General features: G+C 69.0%; 12 protein-coding genes and 2 tRNA genes. 8 read left to right on the top strand and 6 right to left on the bottom strand.

Annotated features, from left to right (window positions below):
• The first annotated feature begins 79 nt into the window (after positions 1-79).
• From NR792_RS38130 to NR792_RS38105, 6 genes are all read left to right on the top strand, one after another.
• Entirely contained in the window at positions 80-577 is a 498-nt protein-coding gene (locus NR792_RS38130; protein ID WP_375757598.1) for a Spy/CpxP family protein refolding chaperone, read from the top strand.
• Positions 578-692: 115 nt separating this feature from the next.
• Positions 693-821, top strand: a complete 129-nt coding sequence (locus NR792_RS38125) for a hypothetical protein (RefSeq protein ID WP_375757597.1) — start codon at positions 693-695, stop codon at positions 819-821.
• Positions 822-957: 136 nt separating this feature from the next.
• A tRNA-Val gene (locus NR792_RS38120) sits at positions 958-1,029 on the top strand.
• Between the two features lie 21 nt (positions 1,030-1,050).
• Positions 1,051-1,127, top strand: a tRNA-Asp gene (locus NR792_RS38115).
• A 119-nt stretch (positions 1,128-1,246) separates the two neighbouring features.
• Positions 1,247-1,726: a DUF3592 domain-containing protein gene (locus tag NR792_RS38110; protein WP_375757596.1), complete on the top strand. Its 480-nt coding sequence runs from the start codon at positions 1,247-1,249 to the stop codon at positions 1,724-1,726.
• A gap of 206 nt (positions 1,727-1,932) precedes the next feature.
• A complete protein-coding gene (locus tag NR792_RS38105) occupies positions 1,933-3,306 on the top strand; it encodes a YncE family protein (RefSeq protein ID WP_375757595.1) in 1,374 nt (457 codons plus the stop codon).
• A 72-nt stretch (positions 3,307-3,378) separates the two neighbouring features.
• Here the strand turns inward: NR792_RS38105 and NR792_RS38100 are convergent, their stop codons facing one another.
• The 5 genes from NR792_RS38100 to NR792_RS38080 form a co-directional block, all read right to left on the bottom strand.
• A complete protein-coding gene (locus NR792_RS38100; RefSeq protein ID WP_375757594.1) occupies positions 3,379-4,923 on the bottom strand; it encodes a hypothetical protein in 1,545 nt (514 codons plus the stop codon).
• 129 nt (positions 4,924-5,052) lie between these two features.
• Positions 5,053-6,036 carry a hypothetical protein gene (locus tag NR792_RS38095; protein ID WP_375757593.1) on the bottom strand — a complete coding sequence of 328 codons (984 nt, stop codon included), beginning with the start codon at positions 6,034-6,036 and terminating at the stop codon, positions 5,053-5,055.
• A 126-nt stretch (positions 6,037-6,162) separates the two neighbouring features.
• Positions 6,163-6,405 (bottom strand): hypothetical protein, encoded by a 243-nt coding sequence (locus NR792_RS38090; RefSeq protein WP_375757592.1) that lies wholly within the window; start codon positions 6,403-6,405, stop codon positions 6,163-6,165.
• Positions 6,406-6,471: 66 nt separating this feature from the next.
• On the bottom strand, positions 6,472-7,938 hold the full coding sequence (locus NR792_RS38085; protein ID WP_375757591.1) for a S8 family serine peptidase: 1,467 nt from the start codon (positions 7,936-7,938) through the stop codon (positions 6,472-6,474).
• Positions 7,939-8,172: 234 nt separating this feature from the next.
• Positions 8,173-9,621: a glycoside hydrolase family 43 protein gene (locus NR792_RS38080; protein WP_375757590.1), complete on the bottom strand. Its 1,449-nt coding sequence runs from the start codon at positions 9,619-9,621 to the stop codon at positions 8,173-8,175.
• 149 nt (positions 9,622-9,770) lie between these two features.
• Here NR792_RS38080 and NR792_RS38075 point away from each other — a divergent pair, with 149 nt between their 5' ends.
• The gene (locus NR792_RS38075) at positions 9,771-9,980 is read left to right on the top strand and encodes a hypothetical protein (protein WP_120524139.1); all 210 of its coding nucleotides are present in this window, start codon (positions 9,771-9,773) and stop codon (positions 9,978-9,980) included.
• A gap of 54 nt (positions 9,981-10,034) precedes the next feature.
• On the opposite strand, the gene NR792_RS38070 is transcribed toward NR792_RS38075, so the two are convergent.
• On the bottom strand, positions 10,035-10,448 hold the full coding sequence (locus NR792_RS38070) for a hypothetical protein (RefSeq protein ID WP_375757589.1): 414 nt from the start codon (positions 10,446-10,448) through the stop codon (positions 10,035-10,037).
• Between the two features lie 254 nt (positions 10,449-10,702).
• On the opposite strand from NR792_RS38070, the gene NR792_RS38065 reads away from it, so the two are divergent.
• Positions 10,703-12,106 (top strand): hypothetical protein, encoded by a 1,404-nt coding sequence (locus NR792_RS38065; protein WP_375757588.1) that lies wholly within the window; start codon positions 10,703-10,705, stop codon positions 12,104-12,106.
• Positions 12,107-12,181 lie beyond the last annotated feature (75 nt).

The following is a 12,181-nucleotide window of genomic DNA, read 5'->3' as shown; positions in this document are numbered from 1 at the left end:
GGTCCCGCACGGTGTCCACGTGCCCTCAGGCCAAGGCTTCCGGGTGCGGTCATCACGCGCACGCTGGAGGTACATCACCATGAAGCGCCATCTGTTCATGCTGGGCCTGCTGTTCGCCGTTCCCACCTTCGCCGGATCCACCCCCCCCAACACCCAGGACGCGACCCAGGGCGCGCGCCGCCCGCCGCCCTTCGCGCGCAAGTCGCCGGTCCAGGTGCTCATCGACCACCGCCAGGACCTGGCCCTCACCGACGCCCAGGCCTCGAGCCTGGAGCGGATCCAGGCCGCACTCGACGTGAAGAACGCGCCGGTGAAGCAGTCCCTGGAGGCCCTGCGCCCGCCCGCGCCGCCGGACCGCGGCACCCAGGGCACGCCGTCCGCCCAGGACCAGGCCAACCACGAGCAGGCCCGCGGCCTCTTCGAGCAACTGCGCGCCAACGACCTGGCGGCGTACCAGGAAGCGGAGCAGGTGCTGACGGACGCCCAGAAGGCCCAGGCCCGCACGCTCCTCCAGGCGGAGCGGGGCTCCCACGGCCCGGGCCACGGCGGCCGGGGCGGTCCTCCCCGAGGCGAGTAGCCCTCCAGGACGGGTTCCGGCCGCCTGCCCGCCAGGACGGCCGGAAACCCGGCGGCTTGGAGTGTCGTTTCCTGAAAGTCACGAACTCCCCGTCAGGATGTCAGAGGGCCTCCGTATGTTGCAGGGCATGGAGGCGATGATGCAGACGATGTTGGTGTTCGTGCCGGTGGCCCTGCTGGTGGGCGCCGTGGTGATGATTCCCCGCTCCCGCCGCCGCGTGCGGCGGTGGAAGGTGCGGGCCTAGCAGGCGGATCCGCGCCCGTCGGATCCGCTGGTTTCCAGGGGGCGGAGCGGAATTCAGGGGCCTCGAAAACAGATGCTTGACGGGGGCGGAGGGGGACGATACAAGCCGCCTCACTGAATCACGGCGGGGCCGCGCAGGGCGGATAGCTCAGCGGTAGAGCGGCGCCCTTACAAGGCGATGGTCACAGGTTCAATCCCTGTTCCGCCCATATAGAGTTAGCAGGGTTTGTGGGGAGTTAGTTCAGTTGGTTAGAACGCCGGCCTGTCACGCCGGAGGCCACGGGTTCAAGTCCCGTACTCCTCGCCACGAGAGAGGCCCGGAACCGAAAGGTTCCGGGCCTTTCGCTTTTCTGGCCGCTCCTTTCCCGCGTGCTGCCCGACGCTTGGACAGGCAGCCATGCCCGCCCGCCGGCCAGCAGAGGCTTCATGAACCCCTTCGGTTCCGGTTCCCACTCCCGACGCATGACCCGGATGGACGGCGCCCTGTTCCTGCTCATGGGCGTCATCGTCTTCGTGATGGTCCTGGCCATCTTCCAGCGGGACCTGCGCATCCATACCGAGGGCGCCTGGGCGCAAGGCCGGGTGGTGCGCAAGGAGGTCCGCGCCCGGAGTCGTCTCTCCTCGGGTCGGGACTACGTGCTGCACTACGGCTTCACGCGACAGGGCGGCGGCTGGCAGACGGCCCAGCGCGCAGTCTCCCAGGACCTGTATGAGCGCCTGCGCGCGGGCAGTGGAATCCAGGTGCTCTACGACCGCGACGACCCCGGCCACAGCTACCCCGAGGGCGACGGCGGCATCCCCCTGGTGCTCGCCGTGCTGGCCTTCCTGATGGCCGGAGGCGTCAGCATCACGGGCCTGGTGATCATGCTGAGAAAGGGTCCCGAGGAAGAGGACCTCCTTTCCTAGTGCTGGGCCGGGCCGGATAAGCCAGACAGAGACGTCCGAGGCCTCGGGCGGAGGGGTGAAATCAACCCCCAGCCGGCTTCTCCATCCTGGACCTTCAGGCAGCTTGCGAAACCGCTGATGTCAGGCTTTAGACTGCCGCCCGTCACTGCCGGAGCTTCAAAACCAGACGACAGCAGGGGGCGTGGCCGCAAAGGGCCACGGAACACATGAACATGAAGATTGCCACTCGATGGATTGGGATGCTGGCCGCGTGTGTGTGGCTGGCGGCGTGCCAGGGAATGCCTCCGGAGGGCCCGGCCGGCACCGAGACCATCCGCATGGAGATCTCCCTCGAGGGAGATGTCTGCGGAGTCACCTCGGCCAACGCGACGGTCTCCGCGCCCGACATGACGACGCTTGGTCCCGTGCCGCTCCAGGTGACGGACACGGTCATCCAGGGCCGCATCTCGCAGGTCCCGGCGGGCACGGCCCGGACGGTGCGCGTGGATGCGTTCAACGCTTCCGGTCTGCTGGTGTACTCGGGAAGCACCCAGGTGGACGTGGTGGCCGGCAGCGTCACCTCGGCCAACATCGTCCTGCGCCGCGACCTCCCGAACTGCCCCAACGCGCAGGGGACCGGTGACATCGACATCACGGGAACGCTGGACACGGGCGGGACGCCCACCGACGCGGGCACACCCGACGGCGGCTCGCTCCCGGATGGGGGCCTCGTCCTCGACGGCGCGCAGCTCGCCTTCAACCTGGACGACGCCACCCTGAGCTCCGGCGGCGTCATCCACTTCTTCGACCGCACGGCGGACCGCGTCCACCGGCTCGACGTGCCGAACCGCCGCTTCCTGAGCTCCTACGCGGGCACGGCGGACGCCGTGTCCATGGCGGTGACTCCGGACGGGACCACCACGTACCTGGCCTACAGCGGCGGGCGCATCGACACCTTCACCCAGGACGGCGCCGTCCGCTTCTTCGCCGCGGCGCCGGAGACGGTCTCGAGCATGGTGGTGGCCGGCAACTACCTGTTCACCATCGACGGCTCCGGCGCGTGGGATTCGCACTCGCTCTACCAGCGCTCCACCGGTGCGCGCGTCGCCACGGCCGAGTGGCGCTACTCCGCCCGCGCGCTCGTGTTCTCTCCGGTGAACAAGCGCGTCTACCTGCTCAACTCGGGCGTCTCCCCGACGGACGTGACGATGGTGGACGTGGACCCGGTGGCGGGCACGCTGGGCGCGGAGCGGGACTCGCCGTACCACGGTGACTACAGCCTGCCCAACCCCATCCGGCTCCTGCCGGACGAGTCGGGCGTCATGGTGGGCAGCGGCCTGTTCTTCAACGCCGCCGACCTCACCTACCGCACCAGCATGGGCCTGTCGTTCGTGGACGTCGCCTTCCACAACGGGCGCTACTACCTCATCGACACCGTGGGGAACACGACGCAGCTGCGGGTGCTGAGCAGCACCTTCGACATCCTCTCCGCCAGCTACTACCCCGGGGTCGCGAAGCGGGTGTTCGTGCACGGCGGCGAGCTGGTGCTCGTCACGGGCGTGAGCACGGGGCAGCTCCAGGTGCGCATCCTCACGCCGTAGCCGCGAGGATTTGAAACACAGCCAGAAGCCCAGCAATCCCACCGGGTTGCTGGGCTTTTTCCTTGTCCGCGCTCAGGGCTCCTCCTCGGGCTTCTCGGCGCGGACCGTGACTCCCGAGCCGTCCCGGGGATTCCAGCTCACGTCCACCCAGAGGTCGTCCGCGAACCGCACCCGGAGCTTCTGTCCCGGCTGCTCCCACGTGTAGCCGGGCCAGGACGCCTCGCTTTCATCGGAGCCGGACCCCTGTTGCAGGTCGGCCAGCTCCTCGCCGTCATGCTCGAGGCGTGTCGAGCAGTCGCCCCATGACAGCAGCTCGTCCGACGTGGGGCCGCTCTCCGCCAGTCGCCAGAGCGTCAGGTGGGTTTCATCGGCCGCGCCGCACATTCCTCCCATGGGCCGGCCAAACATCCAGGACGTCTGCTTCACCACCGCCCCGGGCGACCCATCCTCGAAGCGAAAGCCCAGCTGCGTCGTCCCGGTGACCCAGGCCACACGGTGCTTCGCCCCGCGCGACAGGAGCAGCTCCCCCGCGCCAGACGTCTCACCCAGACCCCGGAGGCTCATGCTGTCCTTCGCCGTTCCCTGCACGGGGATGCGCACGGTGTCCGGCCCCGCGAACGGCGCGGCGGGACCCAGCTTCCACTGGAGGAACACGTGCTCCAGGACCTCGCTGGCTCTGGCCATGTCCTGGCAATACCGGTTCGAGTAGTCCGTGGGAGCCTCCGAGTGGGCGGCGACGCCCCGCCACTCCTCGCCCACGCGCATGAAGAAGGGGGGCAGTCCCCGCAGCTCCGGCTCCTCCGATTGACTCACCTCCGGAACCCCGGCCACGAGCCGCACCGCCAGGGGCCGGGCCAGCTTCACGACCTGGAAGGTGGAGGGCTCGCCCCACCGGGGCGCGGGGTGGCTGGAGCGCAGAAGCTCGGGGGCCCCCGGGGCTCCCGCGTCGATGACATCCACCCGGGCGCGCAGGGACTGCACCCCCGTGCGTGGGACGAAGACGAGCCCTCCCGGTTGGATCTTCGCCTTGAGGAGGTAGCCGCGCTTCGTCTTCTGGACCTCGTAACTCACATCCCCCGGCGCCAGGGAGGGAGCCAGTCCCGCGGCCGCGTACAGCGGGCCATCGTAGAGCACGGCCGGGCGCCCATCGCGAAACAGCCCCAGGTGGGCAAGGCCGAAGAAGGCGCGCACCCTGCGCGAGGGCGGCTTCCCAATCGATTGGCGCGCGTTGCTTTCGTTCTCGGTGCAGTCGAGTCCCCCATCGTCCTCGGCCGGCGTGTCAGGCCGCTTGCGAATGCTCCGGTTGAGCGCCTCGGGCTTGTCCCCGCCGTTCACGGTGTACAAGCGCCCCTCCCCGGCGGTGACGAAGCGGGTGGGGCCCACCGCCTCAAGGTCCTCCAGCGAGAACCAGACCTCGACGTGGTCGGAGTGCACGTCATCCGTCGAGGAGGACGGCGTCGTGTCCACCACCTCCACCTCGAGCAGGAGCTGGTGGCCATCCGAGGTCAGCCGCGCCGAGGACGCGGCCTCCTTCTCTCCACGGGCCCGCAGGGGCGCGGAGAAGTCGGCGGGAGCCGCCAGGGTCATCCATGCCGCCAGCAGGGGCCAGGGGCTCATGAGGGCCTCGGGGGGCGGGCGACGGAGGGTGAAGCGCTTCGGGTGTGGCTGAGCAGCCGCATGTCCCGAGCCTAGAGCAGTTTCCGCGCCAGCCTCCGGGCCCCGCACCTGCCATGGGACGGTCCGCGCTCAGCGAATCCCGGCGAACTGCTTCTCGTACACCTCGCGGTGGGACGTGCCGTTGTGCTTCACGTCCATCCGCTCCTTGGCCAGGTCCAGCCGGAAGGCCTGTTTCTGTTCCGCGGTCTGTCCCTGGGTCTTGCTGGCGTAGTCCAGGTAGTCCGTCGTGTAGAACGCTCCCTGGTTCTTCAGTTCGCTGTGCTTTCCCACCGCCAGCTCGCGGCCCACCGAGCCCGTGTGGAGCATGCCCTCCACCTCGAGCGTCATCTTCTTCTCCGCGTAGTCGGAGGCGGAGGTGATCTTCTTGCCGCGGACGTCATCGTCCAGCGCGTCGAACTTGGGACGCCGGTAGGCGTTGTTCATCTCGAACATGAACGTGCCCGCCGCGTCCTCCGGCGACTTCTGCTTGAGCGTGGGGTCCATGTACACGGTCACCTTCTTGGTGGACGTGTTCTGAGCGGTGTGCGAGCGGCCGTGGATGCTGCCCTCCCGCACCTGCACGTCCGCGTCGGACGTTTCGTTGAGCCGCTTCACCGCGATCGGGCTCTTCGCCAGGAGCTGGGCGGCGTTGCCATACCCCAGCTCCGCGAAGTCCTTGAGCACGCGGTTGGGAAGCGCGTCGATCTCCGACTGCCCGATGGACTGGACCTTGTTGGCGGCCGCCGTGTCCACCGGAGCATTGGCCTGCGGCGTCGCGGGCGTCTTGCCCCCCGCGCCGGCCGTGAAGGTGTCCTTCCCCACGGCCGTGTTGGATGGAGCCACCACGTTGCCGCTGGAGCTGGCCTGGGCCGGGGCCTCCGGTCCCTCCACCCGCTGCTTCTTCACCGCCCCCGACGTGCTGGCCTCGGCCTTCGGAGGGGTGGGAGACGGAGGAGCGGACTTCGAGGGCTCCGACAGCCCCGCGTCCGAAGCCTTGCGCTTGCCCGTGGTGGGAGGGGGAGGCGCGGACGGAGTGGAGACGGAGGGGGAGCGGCTCTTGGTGCCCTTGATCATGGGAGCTCCTTGCGGGGGAGGCCATAGCCTACCATCCGGTCCAAGGCACGTGCGTTCCATGATGGGATGAATGGTTTTGCAATCCCAATGGCAACGCATGACATCCAGAAGAAGGGATGGCATTGCTCACTGGGGCCCCGGGCCGGGCGGAGGCACCCGCACCTCGCGCGAGCGCTCGACCGCGGAGACGCCAGGGACCTGCTCCAGGCCCGCGAGCGCGTCCTCACGGACGACGCCCTGGACCAGCCCCACCTCCGCCAGCACCGTGAGGTCGCGGAGCCCGGCGGCCCGCAGGCCGCTCACGACCCCGTCGATGCGCTCGAGGTGGGAGTCCGCGATCAGGACATGGACCGTGATGTCTTCGCTCATGGGTCCGCACCCGCCCCGGCCCCGGGTGCGGAGTCCACCGCACCCGGGGCTGGAGCTCCGGGAGGTTCAGGGGGCCTGGACCAGACCACGGCCCACGTCCCGAGCCGGCAGCGGCAGCGGCCGCACGCGGCGCACCATGGCCTGCCACAGGAGCAGGCCCCGCAGCCCGGTCGCCTGGGCGAAGAGCGCGGCGATGCCGGCCACATGGGGCGTGGCCATGCTCGTTCCCCGCAGCCGCCGGTAGAAGGGCGGCATGGGGACGGACGAGTACACGTCCACGCCGGGCGCCACGATGTTCACCTCACCGCCGTTCGGGTTGATGCCACCGCACGAGAAGGGAGCGATTCCGTAGGCGGAGTCCATCGCGCCCACCGCGACGACGGAGGGACAGTTGGCCGGGCGCCCCACCGCTTGAATGAGCCCGGGACGCTCGCTCTCGTTGCCCGCCGCCGCGATGATGAGCGTCCCCTGCCGGAGGGCGCGCTGCGCGGCGATCTCGTAGACCTGGCTGTAGGGCTCATTCGGCCGCACCAGGCTCCCCAGCGACATGGAGATGACGTGGGCGCCCTGGGCGATGGCCCAGTTGATGCCCGCGAGGACGCTTCCATCCGTGCCGCTGCCCTGGTTGTTCAGGACCTTGCCCACGAGGATGTCGGCCCCGTAGGCCACGCCGTACCGGGGCGGCACGGTGGGCCGCTGGGAGCCGCATGCGGTGCCGATGCAGTGGGTGCCGTGCCCCTGACCATCCGCGGGCGACTGGCCCTGGACGAACGAGCGCGCGAGGATGTTCCGGCCGGTGAAGTCCTGGTGCGGGCCGAAGCCCGTGTCCAGCACGGCCACCTTGATGCCCTGGCCGCTGAAGCTCGAGCCGATGACGCCCGTGGCCTGCAAGCCCCAGGTCGCCTCGGCCTCGTTCCAGGCCGGGATTCCGACCTCCGCGGGCACGGGCATGGCAACCCCCGGCATCGCGGCCCGCCCGGTCCGGCTCAGCAGGTCATTGATGAGCGCCGTCACCGAGTCCCGGTACCCGCGCAGGTACTCGGGCGTGACGCCCGCGGGCAGGGACGGCAGGGCCTCCCGCCGCGGCTCTGGCTGGAGGTGCGGGGGCAGCATCGGCTCGGTCCCCATCTCCAGCGGGGACACCCCCAGCATCGGCTCGAACATCCCGTGTTGCAGCATGGACTGCGGAACCGCCAGGGCATGCACGTAGCGCTCCGGCTCCGCGGCCACGATGTGTGACGAGCCGCGGCCCATCACCGAGACCTGGTCCGGGTCGAGGTCCACGACGGCCGCGTTCAGGCGGGGGAAGAAGACGTTGTCCGCTCCCGGCCCGCCCTTGGACTCCTTCACGTCCTCCAGCGCCTCGATGTGGGAGATGCCGAGCTCGTCCCGCAGCGAGCTGATGGACGTCTTGGTGTCCTCCTCGCGGAGCATCACGATGTAGCGGCCCGTGGTGTCGTTGCCCTCCTCATTGAAAGGGCTTTCGCCACCGCCCGAGAACCCATCCCCATTCCTGCCATGCTTCCTCGCCATGCCGTCCCCCCTCGAGACAACCGTTGGATGGTTGTCTGACCCGCCCAGCGCACCCCCTGCGCATTTCTACGTTAATGGCTGACATGCGCTGCGTGAGGGCCCCTTCCGCGCAACTGACCGTCCAATGCTTCACGGCATGGGATGGCAGCCTTTTCGCGGGCCGAGGAGCAGCGGCCGGGCCGCCCTTGGGGCATACGCCCGCCCGGGCGGCCCGGCCAGGCTGGGAAGCGCCCGCTACGGCATGGGACGCGAACCCACGGACGGGGCTTCCGGAACCGCGGGCCAGCCGTTGGGCCAGGTGATGGCATCCACGAGCATCACCCGGGCCGTGTGGGCGCTGTTCCACGCGTGATAGACCATGACCGTGTCCCCGCCGGGGCCGGTGACCACGGAGTTGTGGCCGGGCCCCACCCAGCCGCTTGCCGTCTTGAGGATGGGGTTGCCCAGCTTCGTATAGGGCCCCAGCGGACTCGTGGCCCGGGCCACGCCCACGGCGTAGGTGCTGTTGGCGTACGAGTTGCCGCTGTAGAAGAGGTAGTAGTAACCGCCCCGCGCGACGACCCACGGCGCCTCGACGACGCCGCCCTCCCAGGAGAGCGTGTTGCTCATGAGCGTGCGCCGCGTGCCGGTGAGCGACAGCCCATCCGCCGACAGCGTCTGGCCATAGATGGGCGTGGACTGGCCCACCGCGTTTCCGTCCGCCTTCCACACCAGGTACGGCACGCCCGCGGTGTCGTAGAAGAACGTGGCGTCAATCATCCCCATGCCCGCGTCATGCACCAGGGGCCGGCCCAGGTCCGTGAAGGGCCCCAGCGCGCTGGTGGCCGTCGCCGCGCCAATGGACAGCTTCCCGTCCTGGTGGCGCGCGGTGAAGTACGCGATGTACCGGGTGCCGACCTTGTGGATCTCCGGCGCCCAGAAATCCCCCGTGGCCCACGTCGGACGGCGCGTGGAAGGGAAGATGTTGCCCGCGGCCGTCCAGGTGACCAGGTCCTTGGAGGTGCGCAGCGGGAACGCGTTGGCCGCGCCCCCCGACGTGCAGGCCGCGACGTACTGCGTGCCGTCGTGGATGACGCCAGGGTCCGCGCAGTCCGTGGGCACCACGGGGTTCTGGTAGAGCCCGCCACAGCCCGTGTAGCGCAGCGCGACGCCACACGCGTTGCTGCCGCTGAAGTACGGCGCCCAGCCGTTCGACAGGACCGTGTACGAATTGGGGGACGCATTCGTGCAGCCGCGGTCCCAGGTCACGCGGCCGCCCACGTCGTCGTACTGGGCCGGGTGCCCCGCGGGATGCAACCACGCCGCGCCATAGGTGACGCGCGTCGCGCAGGCCTGGGTGCCGGAGCAGTCCGTGTCGAGCGCCATCACACAGGCGTCGCGCCCGGTGAAGTAGGGCTTCCAGCCGTTCGACAGCACGGCGTAGGAGTTGGTGCCTTCGTTGATGCAGCTGCCGTCCCACGTCACCAGGCCGCTCGCGACGTCGTACTGCTCCGGGTGCCCGGGGTGGATCCACCGGTCCCCGTAGGTGATGCGCGTGCTGCACGCGAGCGCCCCGCTGGACGTGCCCACCGGGGCCTCGTCCACCGGCGCGCCTTCGAAGCGCTCCTCACCACCACAACCCGCCACGAGCGCGGAGAGCGCCCCGGCGAGGACCACGGCGGAAAACAACGGGGGGTTCTGCATCGATGGACCTCCAGAGGGGTGAAATCCTGGATGTCACGTCTATCAGCTATTCTTCGTTGGAGACCACGTTTACGTGGATTGCGGCCATGAGGCGGATTCCCGGGTGAGGTATGCTTCGCCCCGAAACATCCTCACCGGGAGACACACACATGATGCCGTCGTTGAAGAAGGCTGGCCGGGTGCTGTTCGCGATGGGCGCGGGCGCGTTCGTTTCGTTTGGCGCCACGCTGGCGCTGTCCACGCCCGCGACCGCGGAAGCGTCGCAGGTGGAGTGCTACGCCGAGGAGTGCAACGCCAGCTGTGTGGCGAAGGGCTTCCGTCTGGGCAAGTGTTACAAGGCGGCCTGCACCTGCTTCTAGCGGTGCCCGCGACGAGGCCCGGTGCGGACGTGCCCGGGCCTCGTCCACGCGCCCTTACAGCTTGGACTCGAGCAGGGACTGGATGCTCTGGGTGCGGTCCTTCACGTCGTCCACGTTGGTGTGGGGCTTGTTGTCCAGCAGCAGGGTCCCGCCTTCGAAGGAGGCGGCGAACCGCGAGGCGTTGCTGGTGTCCGCGCGGTTCTGGATCTCGATCTTCTTGAGGGACGCCTTGAGCGCCTCCTTGCCCATGTCGTCGATGGTGATGGCCTTGAGCGCCGCGATGAGCGGCACGAAGTACACCTTGGGCCAGCACTCGTCATAGAGATGGGACTCGCCGTCCAGCGCCAGGGTTTCCCAGGCCACCGTCACGGGCACGTCGAAGCCGGCGGCCTCGTCGATGTCCTTCTTGAACTGCGGAAACCGCTTGGTCTCGAACTCCTTGGCGGCGCGACGTTCGGCAAGTCCCATGGTGGCTCCTGATGGAGTGAACGGTGCCGGAAGCTAGCGCGAGGATGTCGGCGTCGACCAGCCCTGGCTTGCTTCACACTCCGGGCGTCAAGGCTGTGCTACGCGTCAGCCCCATGAAAAACCGCCTCGCACTCGTACTCCTCCCCGTCCTCTCCACACTGGCCTGCGTTTCACCGGACCCCGAACCGGGAGTCGAGGTCGGAACGTCCGAGCAGGCGGCCACGACTCCGCTCCGGGCGAAGGCGCTGGGCCGCATGCGGAACGCGGCGAAGTACTTCCATGACAACGTCGCGCGCCACGGCGGCTACGCGTGGCACCACAACGCCACCAACCTGAGCGAGCGCTGGGGCGACATCCAGCTGGACGAAGATCAGATCATGATCCAGTCGCCCGGTACTTCGGACGTGACGGTTGCCTTTGTCGAAGCGGCCCTGGCGGACCCGGCGACCCCGGCGCTCAAGACCTATGCGCTGGACGCGGCGATGGCGCTGCGCCACGGGCAGGTGAAGTCCGGAGGCTGGCGCCTCTATGCCGACTTCAAGCCGACGCCGACCCTCAAGGCCTGTTATCTCAACACCACGGCGAGCTGCAGCTGTGGCGGCTGCACGATGACGGTCTATGACGACCAGGTCACGCAGAACGCGCTCATCGCGATGATGCGCACCGACCAGCTCCTCGGGTTCGCGAACACGGCCATCTCCGGCGCCTCCGCGTACGCCCGCAGCCGGGTGGAGACGTCCCAGTTCCCCACGAACGGCGGCTTTCCGCAGGGGTTCGCCGGCCCCGTCGCCGCGCGGCCCGCGCTCTCCGCGAGCTATCCGCCGTCGATCGGGACTTCGTGTGGTCTGGCCACCTGCTACGCCAACTCCTACACGACCGAGTACTGGGACGACCCGACGTTGAACGACAACCTCGCGACGGCGTTCGTGGAGATGCTGTATTGGGCGAAGGAGATCTATCCCTCTCAAGCCGCGACGTATCAGTCCATGCGCACCGCGTTCGGCGACTTCCTTCGCCGTGCGCAGATGCCGCAGCCCCAGCCCGCCTGGGCGCAGCAATATGACCTCCAGATGCAGCCGCGCTGGGCGCGCAACTGGGAGACGCCTGCGATTGCCGGACAGGAGAGCCAGGACGCCATGTGGGCGCTGCTGCGCCTCTACCAGCTCGACCCGAGCGTGCCGGCGAACCGCGCCGCGGTCGGCACCGCGCTCGCGTACCTGGAGACCGTCGACTACGCCAATGACACACTCCTCTCCCGATACATCGAGCTCGACGACACCGCTCCGTCGAACATCGGCTTCTACACGGTGAAGCCCGGCGGCTACCCGGCCCAGTTCTCCACCGCGCCGCCGACCTACCAGAACTACGGCTGGGAGGTTCCGTCGCAGCTCGCCGCCATCCGCGCGGAGTACGACCGGCTGGCCACCGACACGACCGTGATGAAGCGCTCCTGTCAGCAGCTGCGCGCCGACACGGCGCAGGCCGTCGACACGGCCGTGAACAACGAGCGGTGGATCACCACGTACAGCCCGGGCGGCCCGCGCAGTGGTGCGACGCCGGGCGACTACCTCGACACGGCCACGTTCGTCCGGAACATGCGCACGCTGGCGGAGTTCGTCACGCGCACGACGACCGACTGCACCGCCTGGAACTACTGATCCGCCGCTCTCGCGGAGCTGGATTCACTCACGGTGCAACACGCCGTGTGTATCGTTGGGGGTGCATGTGTTTTT

The organism is Corallococcus exercitus (genome assembly GCF_042231735.1).
Classification (GTDB): Bacteria; Myxococcota; Myxococcia; order Myxococcales; family Myxococcaceae; genus Corallococcus; species Corallococcus exercitus_B.
This window is presented reverse-complemented; position numbering and strand designations above follow the sequence as displayed.